Raw genomic sequence first — 15,243 nt, 5'->3', positions numbered from 1 at the left:
GGGGCGGCGGCCGGACCGTCGGTGGCTGTGGCTAGGTGCACTGACGGCCGTCGTTCACGCAGGACACCACCTTCTGCATCAGCCGGCTGTTGAAGACGTTGATGAAGTCGCCGTGGTCGGTGCCCGCCTTGTGGAGCTGCTCGGGGAACGAGTCGACGGCGAATCCCGGCCCCGGAGGAACGTCGTACACGATCCGCTGGACCAGCTGGGGAATGGCGCGGAATCCGTTCGGGCAGCTGCCGTTTTCGTCAGCGAACGCCACATGGGTGCGGTGATTGGCGCTGTCGGTGTTCTGCCCGTCCCAGCAGCTCTGGAAATTGAATGTACGGACCACCTGGCTGCCCTCGGGGCAGATCGGATATTTGTCCTTGAGCTGGCGGTCCTCGAATCCGGTGCAGCTCCAGGAAGCGTTGGCGTTGGCGTCACCATTGGTGAATGCCTTGGCATCGCCGGTGATGATCCGCAGGAAGCGCGGCATGGCCGTGACCTTGCTGACGGGGCTTCCGACGAATTTCAGTGAGACCTCCGACGGAGTCTGGATCTCTCCTACGTTGCTGTCCTTGCCGCCGCCGTCCGCGTTGGCGTCATTTTCGTTCTGGCCGTTCTGCAGGCGCAGGACGGGCCAGTAGTACGTCGACTTGTCGCCCTGATTCCGGCAGGTCGTGTTGCCGCGGGCGAGGTCGTCGTCGCTTGCGAATGCGTCATTGGCCTGGTTGCCGACGTAGTCGTGCATATGGTGCGCGCCATTGCTCACACCCGGGGCGACGATGACATTGTCCGGATTGAACTTTCCGTTCTCGTTCCGCCCGCAATCGGTGGTGAAGGTACCGCGAGAAGCGCCACCCTGGTTGCGAGGCTGCTGGACGTTCGGCTGGACGGACTGGATGTCGACGAAGTCGTCGGCGGCCGGGCCGTTGCCGGCCTGCCCGCCGTTGCCGTTGTTCTGGCCGTCACCCTGGCCGTCGCCTTGGCCATCGCCCTGACCGTCGCCCTGGTCACCATCCTGGCCGCCATCCTGGCCGTCGTTCTGATCGCCGTCACCCTGGTTCCCGTCCTCCTGGCCGCCATCGACCTGACCGTCGCCGTCCTGGCCTCCGTCAACCTGCCCGTCCTCGCCGGCCCCTCCGTTGTCGTCGGCGCGGAGTGTGCAGGCCGAGAGGCTTTCGAGGCCCTGGGGGCGCTCGCCCTCGCGGTCAATGGCGGTGGCTATACGGTCGGTGGACGCCAGCCGCTTGTCCTCCAGCGGTTGGAGAATGGCGTTTTCCGCATAGTTCGGATCCTGGGCGATCTGCTTCCAGGAATCGGCGAACTGCTTGTACGCGTCCGTGATTTGCGAGTCGAGAGCCGCCAGCTCCTGGTCGACTTCCTGGCGCACCGAATCGGGTACCTCGGTCAGGTCGTTCGCCACCTCCGGACAGTCAATGGTCGACATCTGCTGGCCGGTGTTCTCGATCTGACCGGTCTGACCGCTGTCGGGTCCGGACCAGCCTTCTCCCGCAGATGCATAGACATTGACGGCGACCAGTCCACCCCCGCCCAGGATCAGAGCGGCCGATGCGGCAATCGCCCGGCTCGCCAGCGTGGATCGTTTTCGTGATGCGCGTCGCATGGAACTCCTCTGCTTCGTTGCCGGGTGAAGGTAAGGGGGGTCCCGGCAGGGGAGAAGCGCTCCGTCCCATACGGACGTGGTTCGCGGCGCGTTCAAACGCCTTCTGGTTTTGTAGAAATCTACATTCGCAAAGGGGGACGGAACCCGACGTACAAGACCGTCAGGCCGTGGGCTCGTCCCAGGCGAACGGCGCCAGCCGTTCGTCCAGAGGAGCGCCGGTCATCCGGTTGGCAAGGGTCGACATCGTGTAGACGCCGATGCCCATGACCACCTCGAGGGCGTTCTGTGCGGTGTAGCCCTGAGCCAGGAAGGACTTCATGGGCCCGTCGCCGACGGCTCCCGTGGTGGCGAGCACCTCCAGCGTGAACTGCCGTACCGCTTCCAGCCGTTCATCGCTGAGCGGCTGCCGTCCTCGCAGTTCCTCGATCAGGGCGGCGTCGGCGCCCAGCGAGGTCAGCTTCGCCGTGTGCATGGCCACGCAGACCTCGCAGCCGTTGCGTGTGGCGATCGTGAGGATGACGGTCTCGCGGGAGAGCGGGTCCAGGGTGGTCGACTCGAACATCGCGCTGAGCCTGAGGAAGCCGTCGAGCAGGTGCGGGGAGGTGGCCAGGCGGGCGACCGGGGCGGGCAAGTAGCCCAGCCGCTTCGTCGTCGCCTCCATGGAGCGGCGTGCGGCGGCGGGGGCGGTGTCGACGGTGTGGTCGGGGAACGGGAACGGCTGGGTCTCTGACATGCGGCGGGCTCTCCTGAGGTAAACTCGACAACGTGATTGACGAAAACGTAAACGAAGTTGTCGAGTTGCGCAATGGCTGAGGGCTACGAACTTCCGCTCCTGCTGTTCGCCGGATTCCGTTCGTTCATCGACGAGTTGCACGCCGAACTGGCCGAGCAGGGCCACCCGGACGTCCGCCCCGCGCACGGCTTCGCCCTCCAGGCCGTAGGGCCCGGCGGTGCGACCGCCGGTGAACTGGGCCGGCGGCTCGGCGTCTCCAAACAGGCCGCGGGCAAGACCGTCGAGCGCCTGGAGCGGCTCGGATACGTCGAACGGGCCGACGACCCCGAGGACGGGCGGCGCAAGCTGGTCAGACTCACGCCGCGCGGAGTCGACGTACTGACGCGATCGGCCGCCATCTTCGACCGGCTGCGCGCCCGCTGGGTCGAGACACTCGGCGAGCAGCGGGTCGGTGCGCTGGAGGCCGACCTGCGCGCGATGGTGCCGGGCGGCGGCTTCCGGCTGGACGCGGTAGGCTGGTTCGGCTCCTGAATTCCGGCGTTTAGGGGGTGTCCCGGTCGATCTCCGCGGCGTCGCCGGAAATGGACCGGACACCCCCTAAACGCCGTTCTGGCCCTGGTCCAGGTACGCCAGTACGGCAAGCACCCGGCGGTTGTCGTCGTCCGACACCGGCAGGCCGAGCTTGCCGAAGATGTTCGACGTGTGCTTGGCCACCGCCCGCTCCGTGACGAAGAGCTGGCCCGCGATGGCCGCGTTCGACCTGCCCTGCGCCATCAGCTCCATGACCTCCCGCTCACGCGGCGTCAGCCCGCCCATCGGCTTGTCCTGGGAGCGGCGGGAGAGGAGCTGGGAGATCACCTGCGGGTCCATCGCGGTGCCGCCGGCCGCCACCCTGCGTACGGCGTCGATGAACTGTTCCGCGTCGAAGACCCGGTCCTTGAGCAGGTAGCCGATGCCGCCGTTGCCGTCGGCCAGCAGCTCGCGGGCGTACAGCTGCTCCACGTGCTGGGACAGTACGAGCACCGGCAGTCCGGGTCGGGCGCGGCGGGCCTCGAGGGCGCACTGGAGGCCCTCGTCGGTGTGGGACGGCGGAAGCCGGACGTCGACGACCGCGACGTCCGGCTCCAGCTCGGCCAGGGCCCTGGTGAGTTCGGGCCCGGTCTCCACGGCGGCCAGGATCTCGAAGTCGAAGGCTTCGAGCATGCGCACCAGGCCGTCGCGGAGCAGGAAGAGATCTTCGGCTAGAACAACTCGCAAGGGATCTCCATGGTCACCATGGTGGGGCCGCCCGCGGGACTGCTGACGGCCAGGATGCCGTCGAATGTACCGAGCCGGCGTTCGATGCCGCTCAGCCCCGACCCCGCCCCGACGGCCGCCCCGCCCTGCCCGTTGTCGGTCACGGCGATCCGCAGCATGCCGTCCGCATGGTGCATGTCGGCGAAGATACGGTCGGCGCCGGAGTGCTTGACCGCGTTCGTCAGGACCTCGCTGACCGCGAAGTACGCCGCCGACTCGACCGGGGCCTCCGCGCGGCCCGGCAGATCCACCGTCACCTCGGTCTCGATGGGCAGACGCAGCGCCAACGCCCGTACGGCGTCGCCCAGTCCGCGCTCGGCGAGGACCGGCGGGTGGATGCCGCGCACCAGGTCGCGCAGCTCGGTCAGGGCTTCCGCGGAGGACTCGCGGGCCATCGCGAGGAGCTTCTTGGCCTGGGCCGGGTCCTTCTCGACGAGCGCCTCGATCGTGCCGAGGTTCATGCCCATGGCGACCAGCCTGGCCTGCGCACCGTCGTGCAGGTCCCGCTCGATGCGGCGCAGTTCGGCGGCGGAGGTGTCGACGGCGTCGTGCCGCGTCTCGGTGAGGTGGTCGATGCGCTGCGCCAGCGTCATCTCGCTGGTCGGGGCGAGCAGCGACTTGGTGAGGAGGAAGTGGACGCGCATCAGGGCGGGCGTGAGGCGCAGGGACACGGCGAAGGTCGCGCAGCCCAGGGCGAGCGCGAGGAGGGCCGTCGCCTGGCTGTCCACGGGGACGAAGCCGTACCAGTACGCGTCGTCGGTGAACGCCCGCCACAGGCCCGCGGCCAGTACGACGCTCTCGACCGGATACAGGAACAGCGCGGCGGGCACCACCGCCGTGACGAAGCCCGCCGTCATGTCGCTCAGCAGCCACAGGACGTCCCGCCAGGTCGCCGGGTCCTTCAGCATCAGCATGCACCGCTCGACCTGGCCGGTGATGCCGGAGTGCAGGTCGGCTGGCATCGGCCGGTACGGGACGGGGATGCGCACGTCCGACCACTTGGCCGCCAACAGCCGCCGCTGATTGGCGTACGCACGGAGCCCGGTCAGCACGACGGGGGTGGTGAAGAGGCCGATGCCGATCACGATGAGCGAGAGCGAGACGACCGTGAACACGAACAGCGTGATCGAGCCGGCGAGCGTAACGACCGAGAGGGCCAGTCCTCGTACCGCTGCCAGGAATGCGCTGCGTATCTTCGTCGCGATCATGGTGGTCAACCCTCTCATCGGCGGCCCGTCCGCCGGGCATGTCCCACAGTCTTGCCGGTGGACCCGGCGGAGGCATTGGGCCCGGCCCCCGGTCCCGGGGTGTACCCAGCACCACCCCCGTACGGCACCCCGCGACCGCTGCCACCCAGCTGTGTGCTGCACCTATGACCCCACCGGGACCGCCGGGATGGCAACATGAGCGGACCATGACGGACGCCCGGTCGCCGATGCGCGCACTGCGAGCCGCACTCTTCGCGGCGGTCTGCGTCATTGTGTCCGCTGTGGGGCATTCGTTCATGTCTGGTCATGAAGTTCCGGTCTCGGGACTGCTGGCGGCTTTCGCGGTAACGGGCGGCCTCGCCTGGAGCGCGGGCCGTCGGCGGCGCGGGATCTTCGCCGTCGGCGGCGGACTCCTCGCCGTACAGGGCGCACTGCACCTGATCTTCGGTACGGCGCAGGGCGCGGACGGCGGCCACCACCGGATGCCCGTCGCCCACATGCCGCCGATGGACCCGGAGACCATGGCGATGGCGGCCGGCGCCGGCCAGGTCCAGGCGCAGGTCGAGGCCCAGATCCAGGCCCAGGGCTCGTCGCTTGCGATGACCGGCGCCCACCTCGCCGCCGCGCTCCTCTGCGGACTGTGGCTCGCGCGCGGCGAAGCGGCCTTCTTCAAGCTCGCGCACGCCATCGGCGCGCTCGCCTTCACTCCGCTGCGGCTGCTGTTCGCCGTCGTACGCGTCCCCGAACCGCCGCACCGCGCACGGCCGCGCGGGCCTCGCACGGCCCACCGCCCGGTGCTGGGCGTCGTACTCGCGCACACGCTGTCGCGGCGCGGGCCGCCGTGGGGATCCGTACCCCGCGCCACGGCCCCCACGCTTTCCTCTGTCTGACCGAGTGACCAGGGGGCCGATTCCCATGCCCCGGGCTCTATGCCCCCATGTCACCAGTCGACAACTCCGAGGACAGCCATGGCCATTGACGACCCCGTACAGCCCGCACAAGGAACGGACGCCGACGCTCCGGCAGCCGCCGAGCGCCGAAGCACCTGGGGCGCCCTGCGCCCCCTCGTCCTGCGCATCCACTTCTACGCGGGCGTGCTGATAGCCCCTCTCCTGCTGATCGCCGCCGTCAGCGGGCTGCTCTACTCGCTCTCCTTCCAGGCCGAGAAGTTCATCTACAGCCATGAGCTGGAAGTCCCGGTCGGCGACCGCTCCGTACCGCTCGGCGAGCAGCTCGCCGCCGCCCGCGAGGCCCACCCCGAGGGCACCGTGACCGCCGTCTGGCCTTCGGCGCAGGACGGCGCCACGACCCGGGTGCTGATGACGACGCCCGAGGTCGAGGAGGGCAAGCCGCTCGCCGTCTTCGTCAATCCGTACACCGCGGAGGTACGGGGCGAGCTGACCAGCCTCAGCGGTGGCGCCCTGCCGCTGCGTACCTGGCTCGACGAACTCCACCGCGACCTCCACCTCGGTGACCTCGGCCGCTACTACAGCGAACTGGCCGCCAGCTGGCTGTGGGTGGTCGCGCTCGGCGGCGTGGCGCTGTGGGTCGGGCGCAGGCGTTCGCAGCGCGGCGGGGTCCGCGGCCTGCTTGTGCCCTCGCGGCGCGGGACCGCCGGCCGGCGCAGGACGATGTCCTGGCACGGCACGATCGGCATGTGGGCGGTGCTCGGGCTCGTACTGCTCTCGGCGACCGGCCTGACCTGGTCCCGGTACGCGGGCGAGAACATCGGCGCCGTTCAGGACCAGCTCGGCGGCGCGACCCCGGTGGTCTCGGCTGCGCTGTCCGAGGGCGCCGGAGACGGTGGCGGCGAACACGCAGGGCACGGCGACGCCGGTCCCGGCGAGGCCATGACCGGGATGGATGTCGGCATCGACAAGGCGCTGGCGTCCGCCCGCGCCGCCGGCATCGGGGGCGAGCTCTCGGTGATCCTGCCGGCCGACGGCAGCGGTTACGTCGTCAAGGAGACCGACAAGCAGTTCCCGGTCCACCTCGACTCGGTCGCCGTCGACCCGGCCGACGGCAAGGTCATGGACGAACTGCGCTTCGCCGACTACCCGCTGCTCGCCAAGCTGACCCGGTTCGGGATCGACGCCCACACCGGACTCTTCCTGGGCCTCGCCAACCAGCTGGCCCTGGCGGCCCTCGCGTTCGCCCTGATCATGCTGATCGTCTGGGGCTACCGCATGTGGTGGCTGCGCAGGCCGACGAAGGAGCGCAGGCTGAGCGTCGGCCGGCCGATGCCGCGCGGCGCCTGGCGCAAGGTGCCGGTCACGGCACTGCTGCCGCTGGCGGCGGTCACGGCCCTGGTCGGCTGGTTCGTACCGCTGCTGGGCATCAGCCTGCTGGTGTTCCTGGTGGTGGACGCGGTGCTGGGCATGGTGACGCGCGCCCGCACGCGGACGACGGCCTGAGGCAGGGGCGGGGAGGCTGTCCGGTTACGGGCGGCCTCCCCGCCCCGCGCATGCGGCAGGCCGGACCGCTGGGCGCCGGTGGGCGCCGAACCGCGCCCGTGCGAGCCGAACTTGAGGGAACGGCCCAGGTGGGGGCACCTGCGACCCGGCCGGCCGCATGCGGCAGGATGACGACGGCGTCGGACGGCGTCGGACCTCGTCCGTGCAGGACCTCGCCCGTACGCCCGCGCCACGACCGCGCACCTATCGGACCACGGGAGACACCTACATGTACCGGGCCCTCACACTGCACGACGTGATCGTCGCCGGAATCGCGGTGGCCGTCGGCATCGCGGCAGGCCTGCTCCTGCGCGCGACCCTGAAGTGGCTGGGAGAACGGGCCAGCAGGACGCGGTGGGGCGGAGACGACGTCATCGTCGACGCCCTGCGGACCCTGGTCCCCTGGGCAGCGGTGGCAGCCGGCGCCGCGGCGGCCGCGGCAGCGCTTCCACTGACCCCCACGACCGGACGCAATGTCAACACGGCGCTGACGGCCCTGCTCATCATCGCCGGGACCCTCACGGCGGCCCGGGTGATCGCCGGTCTGGTGCAGTCCCTGGCGACGTCCAGGTCGGGAGTGGCCGGTTCCGCCACCATATTCGTCAACATCACGCGCGTCGTGGTGCTTGCCATGGGCTTCCTCGTCGTACTCCAGACCCTCGGCGTTTCCATCGCGCCGCTGCTCACGGCGCTGGGCGTAGGCGGTCTGGCGGTCGCTCTCGCGCTGCAGGACACGCTGGCCAATCTGTTCGCGGGCGTGCACATCCTCGCCGCGAAGACGGTGCAGCCCGGCGACTACATCCGCCTCAGCAGCGGCGAAGAGGGCTACGTCGTCGACATCAACTGGCGCAACACCGTGGTGCGCAACCTGTCGAACAACCTGGTGATCATCCCCAACGCACAGCTCGCCGGCACCAACATGACCAACTTCAGCCAGCCGGAACAGCAGCTGTCGATCATGGTCCAGGTGGGAGTCGGCTACGACAGCGACCTCGAACACGTCGAGCGGGTCACGACCGAGGTCGTGGAGAGCGTGATGACGGACATCACCGGCGCGGTCCCCGACCATGAACCGGCCGTCCGCTTCCACACGTTCGGCGATTCCAGGATCAGCTTCACGGTGATCCTCGGCGTCGGCGAGTTCAGCGACCAGTACCGGATCAAGCACGAGTTCATCAAGCGCCTGCACCAGCGATACCGGGCCGAGGGCATCAGGGTTCCCGCCCCGAAGCGGACCGTGACAGTGCAGCAGGGCGAGGCGCCGATGGCGATACCGCACCAGCGCGAGGCGACGGAGCCGGTGCGGTAGCGCGCGTGATGGCTCGTACTCAGTTCGCGGGAACGGTGTACTTGTAACCCACCCGCCGCACCGTCTGGATCGTGGCGCGGTGTTCGGCCCCCAGCTTGCGCCGCAGCCTGGCGATGTGGACGTCTACGGTCCGGCCGTCGCCCACATGCCCGTAACCCCACACGGTGGTCACCAACTGGTCGCGTGTGTGCACCCGGTTGGGATGCGCCACCAGGTGCGCGAGCAGCTCGAATTCGAGATACGTCAGGTCCAGCGTCCGCCCGTCGACGGCGGCGGTGCGCTGGACACCGTCGATCCGCACCGGCCCGAAGTCCCCGGACTCCGCGGGCTTTTCGCCAGTGAGAACAGCAGGCTGCTGATCGGCCGGTACGAGCACGAGGTAGCCGATCATCGGCGGCTGACCCGGCAGCGTGGGCAGCGTGTGCTGGGGCGCGGGCAGCCAAGTGGCGCCCGGCGGCAGGAAGTCCGCCACATCGAACGGCCTGCTGTTACGGACCACCTCGTCCCGGTCGACGGCGCGCAGCCGATGACGGCCGACGACGGACGGAGGCTGGGGGACGGCAGCGGTGAAGGTACGGGTGTTCGCCATGAGAGGTCAGCTCTTTCGCGCGGAGGAGTCGTCGAGGGACGTACTACGTCGTGCGCGCTGGCCGAAGACCGGTGTGAACGGCTTTAGAGGGCCCGCGCGTTCGTCGCGCGACAACACACCCGGTCGAAGTCGTGGTGCTGACGGGAAGGCCAGAACGGCTGGAGGTCGCTACGACCTGTCGCGGTGTCCCGGAAGCTGCCCATGAGCCCTATTGAACCAGATGCACGCCGTCGGCAGCAGACCCGTCCCGCACCCTGGTACGCGAAAGGGGGCGCCCACCGGACCGGCGGGCGCCCCCTTCGTCAAGCTCGGCGGATCAGACCTGGCCGGCCTTCTCCATCGCGGTGCAGCACGTGTCGACGATCAGCCGCGTCACGACGTACGGGTCGACGTTCGCGTTCGGACGGCGGTCCTCGATGTAGCCCTTCTGGTCCTGGCCGACCTGCCACGGGATACGGACCGAAGCGCCGCGGTCCGAGACGCCGTAGCTGTACTCGTTCCACGGGGCGGTCTCGTGCAGACCGGTCAGACGGTCGTCGATGCCCGCGCCGTAGTTCTTGACGTGGTCCATCGGCTTCGAGCCCTCGCCCAGCGACTCGCACGCGGTGATGATCGCGTCGTAGCCCTCGCGCATCGCCTTCGTCGAGAAGTTGGTGTGCGCGCCCGCGCCGTTCCAGTCGCCCTTGACCGGCTTGGGGTCGAGGGTCGCGGAGACGTTGAAGTCCTCGGCGGTGCGGTAGAGCAGCCAGCGGGCGATCCACAGCTGGTCGGCGACCTCCAGCGGCGCCAGCGGGCCGACCTGGAACTCCCACTGACCGGGCATGACCTCGGCGTTGATGCCGGAGATGCCCAGGCCGGCGGTGAGGCAGTGGTCGAGGTGCTTCTCGACGATGTCGCGGCCGAAGATCTCGTCGGAGCCGACGCCGCAGTAGTAGCCGCCCTGCGCGGCCGGGAAGCCGTTGACCGGGAAGCCGAGCGGACGGGTGCCGTCGAAGAAGGTGTACTCCTGCTCGATGCCGAAGATCGGCTCCTGGGCGGCGAACTGCTCGGCGACCGGACGCAGCAGCGCACGCGTGTTGGACTCGTGCGGCGTCATGTCGATGTTGAGGACCTCGCACATGACGAGTACGTCACCAGTACTGTCACCGCCGCGGATCGGGTCCGGGCAGGAGAAGACCGGCTGGAGTACGCGGTCGGACGCGTGACCCTCGGCCTGGTTCGTGCTGGATCCGTCGAAGCCCCAGATGGGCAGCTCGTCGACGCCTGCGGCAGAGCCCGGCAGAATCTTCGTCTTGGAACGAAGCTTGGCGGTCGGCTCGGTGCCGTCGATCCAGATGTACTCGGCCTTGAAGGTCACGGACGCCATCCTTTGCGGGGTTCTGCGGGCGCGGCGGGCTTGTGGGGGCAGCCTTGCAAGGCGTGATTTCCCGTCCGTTGCTCATATGTGAACCCCGTGTTACTCAGGTTTCCTGCGCATCACGAGCGCGTGCCGGTCAGAAAGCCGACCATGGTGCCGGTGGCGTCCAGAGCCTTGCTCGTGGGGCCGAAGGAGGTGCTGGGGCTCCATGCGGAGCCCGGCCAGCTGTGGCCACCGCCGTGTACGACGAGCAGCTGCACCTCGGCGTCGGCCGGCGGGGCGGCCCACACGGTGCGGGAGTAACCCTTCTCTTTCTCGGTGGCCGGGGCACCGGCCCCGCCGGCGGCGGCGAAGGCCTCGGCGCTCGCCCTGGCCGACATCGTCGGCGTCGGCGGCTCGCTGCCTCCGGTGGGCGGGGCGGGGTTCGGCATCCCGGTGATCGGGCGTACGGGGTCCTTGTCCCCGTAGATGAGGAGGGCGCGCACCGGACCGGTGGGCCGGACCGCGGCGGCCTTGGTGGGGAGCTGGCCCGCGACGGTGGCGACGGCGGTGACGAGCCGGGGCCGCTGGGCGGCCATGCGCAGGGCCATGGAGCCACCGTTGGAGAATCCGACGACGTACACGCGCTTCGGGTCGGCGTGCTCGCTCCGGATCAGCTTCTTGACGAGGGCCTCGGTGAAGCGCACGTCCGTGTCGGGGTCGGGGCGGCGCGCTGTGGGTGCTTTGCCGTCGCCCCAGCCGTTGTTGAGGCCCTGGGGGTAGGCGACGAGGAGGCCGTGGCGGTCGGCGGCCTTGTTGAGAGCGCTGAGCTTTCGCATGTCCTCGGCCCTGTGGGTACGGCCGTGGAAGGCGATCACGAGCGGCTTGCGGGCGTGACCGGCCTCGGCGCTTTTGCCGGGGCGGTGCAGCAGATAGTCGCGCTTGGTGCCGTCCACCTTCAGGTACGCGCGACTGTCAGCGGCTGTGGCGGAGGGGGCCGGAGCGGAGGGAGCCGGGGCACTGGGGCCCGGAGGCTCGGCGGGGGAGGAGGAACAGCCGGTGAGAGCGGCTGTGGCCGCAAGTAAGAGTGCGAGGGCGGCGCCCCGGATACGTGAGTCCATGCCGTGATCAGAACAGGCTGCGCCCCATCAAGTCCAAAATCTGCACCGCAGCCACGCTCCCCGCGGCCGACGCCGTCATCGGCACTGCCGCCCGCCTTGCCGTCGACGCCCTGCGCGCGCCCTGACCCGCCCGGCACACTGGCGGCCATGACCGCATCCCTGAACAGGCCGCGCCCGCGCATCGGACTTCTCGGCACAGGCGTCGCCGTGGCGCGGCGAGAAGGGGGCGCCCTGTGGGACGTGGGTCCGCACGCCCTGTCCGTACTGCTGCCGGTGCTCGGCGACGTTACGTCGGTGAGCGCGGCGGACGGCCCCGGCGACACCGTCCACCTCGCACTGCGCCACACCTCGGGGGCGTCCAGCACGGTGACGCTGAGCCTGAGTGCCCCGGCGGAGGCGGCGGGCGCCACCGTCGAACTCTGGGGCACTCAGGGCGAGACCCGGCTCCCCTCGTGGGGCGGCGGAACCGGGTCGTTCAGGGCGGCTGTCGACGCGTTGCTGGACACCGTACGAACCGGAGAACCGCATCCGTGCGACGCGACGTTCGGACTGCGCGTCACGGAGATCCTCGCGGAGGCGGAACTGCGGCTGGGCCGGTGAGGGCGCCCAGGGTGGGAGCTCTGCCCCAGGCCTCCTCCTGCGGCATCTTCAGCCCGTGGGGGTCCCCCTGGACGCAGTAATGCGTCTACCCCACGCGCTCGATCCGCGCCTTGCGGATCAGGAACTTGCCGGGCTCCCGTACCTGCTCGAACGCCGCGTTGTTGAGCAGCGCGCAGCTGCCCGAAGCCGAGGTGACCTCGACGGTCGTCGACTTGGCGTTGTCGAGGTTGGTGACCTTGAGCTTGGTGCCCACAGGGAACTCGTTGCTGGACGCGGAGGGGGCCCCGCCTTCGCCCGAGAGCGTCACGGTGGACCCGGCGCAGACGACTTCGCCTTCGCCGCCGTTCCCACCCTCGGCGGGTGGCGAGGCAGGGGCGGCGTCCCCAGGTTCCTGAGCCGGCGGCTGAGCGGCTTCTCCTCCTGCCTCCTCGCCCGCACCGGCCTCACCACCCGCACCGGCCTCCGCACCGGCGTCACCACCGACCCCCGCATCCGCGCCCGCACCGGACCCCGCGTCCTCGCCCGCGCCGCCGTCCTCGCCCGCACCGGCCTCCGCACCGGCCCCCGCATCCGCCTCGCCCGCGCCGCCCCCGACCTCGCACCCCGACGCCGCCTGCTTGCGCTTGATCTCCTCGATCACGGCCTCCCGATTGGCGATCCGCGCCTCCGACTGCGCATCCGGATTGGCCCGCTGCCCGGCGATGAACTGCTCGTTGTTGCTCAGCGCGGTGTCCAGCCCGTCGCAGGCCACCGAGGCCTGGCTGGTGCCGGTCATCACCACGGCGGTACCTCCGGCCAGTGCGACGGCAGTGACCAGCAGGGCGAGCTTCTTCTTGCGGCTGAGGGTCTTCTTGCGCGACACGTGTGACTCCTGTCCTCGGCCGTGTGCGCCACGGCCGGCTGGGTTTCCGTGTGCCGTTACGTACGAGTAGCAAGCCGCTTCGACTCAACCGCCCAACCAACAACTTCCGTATCAGGCAGGCGGCAAGGCCCGGCACAGCGCGGTCAACTTCGCCAAAGCCGCTCCCAAGGCGTTCAAGGCCGTGATCGGCCTCGGCGCCGCCGCACCGCGAAGGCCTCGACCCGACGCTGGTCGACCTGGTGCAGATCCGCTCCTCGCACCTCAACCAGTACGCCTACTGCCTGCACATGTAGGCCGGGCGGGAATGCGGCACTTGGGGTGGAGGCGTGAGCGTCGGGGTTCGCGTCTCCGTTGTGACGGTCATGCTGGGTGCTTCTGGTTTTCGATGTACTCCCTGACGATGCTCAGGGGTGCTCCGGCGCAGGACCCGGCGAAGTAGGACGGGGACCATAACCGGTCGTGCGTGATCGCCCGGTTGGTGCGGCTGGTGAACTCCTGGCGGAGGTAGCGGTAGGACACGCCCTTGAGGGAGTTGACCAGCTTGGAGAGCTGGACCTTCGGCGGCTAGTGCACGAGCAGGTGGACGTGGTCCTCTTCGCCGTTGAACTCGCGCAGCTCCGCTTCGAAGGACTGGCAGACGTCCCGCATGATCTCCTCGCAGCGCGTCAGCATGTCGTCGTTGAAGACACCGCGCCGGTACTTGGTGACGAACACCAAGTGGGCGTGCAGGTTGTGGATGACATGATTTCCCGGCGGATATCGGGATCTGGTTCCCAGCGTGGTGAAATCTGCCAAGATTAGTGTGGTCAGCGGACTCGACCGGAGGGGGTGGGCTGGGTGATACGTGCGTACAAGTTCCTCATGCGGCCCACCGTGGGCCAGACCATCGCGCTCGGTGAGATGCTGCGCGATCACTGCTCGCTCTACAACGGGGCGTTGCAGGAACGCCGCGACGCCTACCGGCACCCCTCGAAGACGAGCGTCAAGTACGGGCAGCAGTCCGGGCAGCTCAAGGACATCCGGGCCTTCGATCCGGAGCGTCAGGGCCGGTGGTCGTTCAGCTCGCAGCAGGCGACGCTGCGCCGGTTGGACAAGGCGTTCGCCGGGTTCTTCCGGCGGATCAAGGCTGGGGACACGCCCGGTTATCCGCGCTTTCGTGGCGTGAACTGGTTCGACACGGTGGACTTTCCCAAGGACGGTGACGGCTGCCGCTGGGACTCCACCCCGCACGACCCGGTCACCCGCGTCCGCCTGCAGGGCGTCGGGCATGTGAAGGTCAATCAGCACCGGCCGGTGGTCGGCAAGGTCAAGACCGTCAGCGTCAAGCGCGAGGGCCGTAAGTGGTTCGTCGTTCTCACCGTCGAGCAGCCCCGGCCCGAGCCGTTGCCCGCGACCGGCTCCGTGGTCGGCATCGACCTCGGCATTGCCTCGTTCCTCACCGACTCCAACGGCGTCCACGTCCCCAACCCGCGCCACGCCCGCAAGGCCGCCGCGAAACTGGAGGCCGCACAGCAGGCCCTGAGCCGATTCCCGCGCTGCAAGGCCAAGAATCGCACCCGCAACCACCAGCGGGCCGTGGAGAAGGTCGCGGCCCTGCACGGCAAGGTGCGACGTCAACGGCTCGACCATGCACACAAGACCGCGCTCGGCCTGGTGCGTGAGCACGACTTCATCGCGCACGAAGACCTCAAGATCCGCAACATGAGCAAAGCCCCCAAGCCGAAGCCCGACCCCGAGACGCCGGGTGTGTTTCTGCCCAACGGGGCTGCGGCAAAGGCGGGTCTTAACCGTTCGATCGCTGATGCCGGTTGGGGGGGGGTGTTCCTCGCGATCCTGAACGCAAAGGCTGAGAGCGCCGGGCGGGAAGTGATGGCCGTGGACCCCCGCAACACTTCCCGCGGGTGCCCCGAGTGTGGGCACACCGCGAGGGAGAACCGGCCCACACAGGAGAAGTTCCACTGCGTCTCGTGCGGCCACCGGGCACACGCTGACACCGTCGGAGCACTCAATGTTCTACGGGCCGGGCTGGTCCGTCGCGACGCCAACCAGGCATAGCGAGAAGCCCCGCCCTTCAGGACGGGGAGGAGTCACCAACACCTGGAACCGGATCGCGCTCGCCACCGCCAA

13 protein-coding genes and 3 pseudogenes are annotated in these 15,243 nt (G+C 69.4%); 7 read left to right on the top strand and 9 right to left on the bottom strand.

Annotated features, from left to right (window positions below):
• Nucleotides 1–31: 31 nt before the first annotated feature.
• Both J7I98_RS02385 and J7I98_RS02380 read right to left on the bottom strand, forming a co-directional pair.
• Nucleotides 32–1,609: a DUF1996 domain-containing protein gene (locus tag J7I98_RS02385; RefSeq protein WP_214915352.1), complete on the bottom strand. Its 1,578-nt coding sequence runs from the start codon at nucleotides 1,607–1,609 to the stop codon at nucleotides 32–34.
• Between the two features lie 160 nt (nucleotides 1,610–1,769).
• Nucleotides 1,770–2,342, bottom strand: coding sequence for a carboxymuconolactone decarboxylase family protein (locus J7I98_RS02380; protein ID WP_251019944.1), 573 nt, complete (start codon nucleotides 2,340–2,342; stop codon nucleotides 1,770–1,772).
• A gap of 72 nt (nucleotides 2,343–2,414) precedes the next feature.
• Between J7I98_RS02380 and J7I98_RS02375 the strand changes: the two genes are divergently transcribed.
• Nucleotides 2,415–2,873, top strand: coding sequence for a MarR family winged helix-turn-helix transcriptional regulator (locus tag J7I98_RS02375; protein ID WP_214915350.1), 459 nt, complete (start codon nucleotides 2,415–2,417; stop codon nucleotides 2,871–2,873).
• Nucleotides 2,874–2,939: 66 nt separating this feature from the next.
• On the opposite strand, the gene J7I98_RS02370 is transcribed toward J7I98_RS02375, so the two are convergent.
• The gene (locus J7I98_RS02370) at nucleotides 2,940–3,599 is read right to left on the bottom strand and encodes a response regulator transcription factor (RefSeq protein ID WP_214915342.1); all 660 of its coding nucleotides are present in this window, start codon (nucleotides 3,597–3,599) and stop codon (nucleotides 2,940–2,942) included.
• A complete protein-coding gene (locus tag J7I98_RS02365) occupies nucleotides 3,584–4,846 on the bottom strand; it encodes a sensor domain-containing protein (RefSeq protein WP_214915340.1) in 1,263 nt (420 codons plus the stop codon). Before J7I98_RS02365 ends, J7I98_RS02370 begins: the two co-directional genes overlap by 16 nt.
• 206 nt (nucleotides 4,847–5,052) lie before the next feature.
• On the opposite strand from J7I98_RS02365, the gene J7I98_RS02360 reads away from it, so the two are divergent.
• From J7I98_RS02360 to J7I98_RS02350, 3 genes are all read left to right on the top strand, one after another.
• The gene (locus J7I98_RS02360) at nucleotides 5,053–5,736 is read left to right on the top strand and encodes a hypothetical protein (RefSeq protein ID WP_251019943.1); all 684 of its coding nucleotides are present in this window, start codon (nucleotides 5,053–5,055) and stop codon (nucleotides 5,734–5,736) included.
• Between the two features lie 78 nt (nucleotides 5,737–5,814).
• Nucleotides 5,815–7,260 carry a PepSY domain-containing protein gene (locus tag J7I98_RS02355; protein ID WP_214915338.1) on the top strand — a complete coding sequence of 482 codons (1,446 nt, stop codon included), beginning with the start codon at nucleotides 5,815–5,817 and terminating at the stop codon, nucleotides 7,258–7,260.
• 268 nt (nucleotides 7,261–7,528) lie between these two features.
• On the top strand, nucleotides 7,529–8,608 hold the full coding sequence (locus J7I98_RS02350; protein ID WP_214915744.1) for a mechanosensitive ion channel family protein: 1,080 nt from the start codon (nucleotides 7,529–7,531) through the stop codon (nucleotides 8,606–8,608).
• A 19-nt stretch (nucleotides 8,609–8,627) separates the two neighbouring features.
• Here the strand turns inward: J7I98_RS02350 and J7I98_RS02345 are convergent, their stop codons facing one another.
• The 3 genes from J7I98_RS02345 to J7I98_RS02335 form a co-directional block, all read right to left on the bottom strand.
• Nucleotides 8,628–9,197: a winged helix-turn-helix domain-containing protein gene (locus J7I98_RS02345; protein WP_214915331.1), complete on the bottom strand. Its 570-nt coding sequence runs from the start codon at nucleotides 9,195–9,197 to the stop codon at nucleotides 8,628–8,630.
• A 316-nt stretch (nucleotides 9,198–9,513) separates the two neighbouring features.
• Nucleotides 9,514–10,554, bottom strand: a complete 1,041-nt coding sequence (gene glnII / locus J7I98_RS02340; RefSeq protein ID WP_214915322.1) for a glutamine synthetase — start codon at nucleotides 10,552–10,554, stop codon at nucleotides 9,514–9,516.
• Nucleotides 10,555–10,673: 119 nt separating this feature from the next.
• Nucleotides 10,674–11,654 carry a PHB depolymerase family esterase gene (locus J7I98_RS02335; protein WP_214915320.1) on the bottom strand — a complete coding sequence of 327 codons (981 nt, stop codon included), beginning with the start codon at nucleotides 11,652–11,654 and terminating at the stop codon, nucleotides 10,674–10,676.
• A 193-nt stretch (nucleotides 11,655–11,847) separates the two neighbouring features.
• Here J7I98_RS02335 and J7I98_RS02330 point away from each other — a divergent pair.
• Nucleotides 11,848–12,254 (top strand): annotated as a pseudogene (locus J7I98_RS02330) (gfo/Idh/MocA family oxidoreductase); the annotation flags it as partial.
• Between the two features lie 85 nt (nucleotides 12,255–12,339).
• Here the strand turns inward: J7I98_RS02330 and J7I98_RS02325 are convergent.
• Complete coding sequence (locus tag J7I98_RS02325) at nucleotides 12,340–13,116, bottom strand: septal ring lytic transglycosylase RlpA family protein (RefSeq protein ID WP_214915315.1); 777 nt, start codon at nucleotides 13,114–13,116, stop codon at nucleotides 12,340–12,342.
• Between the two features lie 48 nt (nucleotides 13,117–13,164).
• Here J7I98_RS02325 and J7I98_RS42825 point away from each other — a divergent pair.
• Nucleotides 13,165–13,406 (top strand): annotated as a pseudogene (locus J7I98_RS42825) (hypothetical protein); the annotation flags it as partial.
• A 70-nt stretch (nucleotides 13,407–13,476) separates the two neighbouring features.
• On the opposite strand, the pseudogene tnpA reads toward J7I98_RS42825, so the two are convergent.
• Nucleotides 13,477–13,893: pseudogene (gene tnpA / locus J7I98_RS02320) on the bottom strand (IS200/IS605 family transposase).
• A gap of 60 nt (nucleotides 13,894–13,953) precedes the next feature.
• On the opposite strand from tnpA, the gene J7I98_RS02315 reads away from it, so the two are divergent.
• Nucleotides 13,954–15,171: an RNA-guided endonuclease TnpB family protein gene (locus tag J7I98_RS02315; RefSeq protein WP_214915312.1), complete on the top strand. Its 1,218-nt coding sequence runs from the start codon at nucleotides 13,954–13,956 to the stop codon at nucleotides 15,169–15,171.
• Nucleotides 15,172–15,243 lie beyond the last annotated feature (72 nt).

It is taken from the genome of Streptomyces sp. ISL-98, from assembly GCF_018614055.1.
Lineage (GTDB): Bacteria > Actinomycetota > Actinomycetes > Streptomycetales > Streptomycetaceae > Streptomyces > Streptomyces spiramyceticus.
The sequence above is the reverse complement of the archived record's forward strand: the minus strand, read 5'-3'. Positions and strand labels throughout refer to the sequence as shown.

Coding starts and splice junctions, on each gene's coding strand:
- J7I98_RS02385 (WP_214915352.1), bottom strand. CDS start 1,609: ATGCGACGCGCATCACGAAAACGATCCACGCTGGCGAGCCGGGCGATT.
- J7I98_RS02380 (WP_251019944.1), bottom strand. CDS start 2,342: ATGTCAGAGACCCAGCCGTTCCCGTTCCCCGACCACACCGTCGACACC.
- J7I98_RS02375 (WP_214915350.1), top strand. CDS start 2,415: ATGGCTGAGGGCTACGAACTTCCGCTCCTGCTGTTCGCCGGATTCCGT.
- J7I98_RS02365 (WP_214915340.1), bottom strand. CDS start 4,846: ATGATCGCGACGAAGATACGCAGCGCATTCCTGGCAGCGGTACGAGGA.
- J7I98_RS02360 (WP_251019943.1), top strand. CDS start 5,053: ATGACGGACGCCCGGTCGCCGATGCGCGCACTGCGAGCCGCACTCTTC.
- J7I98_RS02355 (WP_214915338.1), top strand. CDS start 5,815: ATGGCCATTGACGACCCCGTACAGCCCGCACAAGGAACGGACGCCGAC.
- J7I98_RS02350 (WP_214915744.1), top strand. CDS start 7,529: ATGTACCGGGCCCTCACACTGCACGACGTGATCGTCGCCGGAATCGCG.
- J7I98_RS02345 (WP_214915331.1), bottom strand. CDS start 9,197: ATGGCGAACACCCGTACCTTCACCGCTGCCGTCCCCCAGCCTCCGTCC.
- J7I98_RS02335 (WP_214915320.1), bottom strand. CDS start 11,654: ATGGACTCACGTATCCGGGGCGCCGCCCTCGCACTCTTACTTGCGGCC.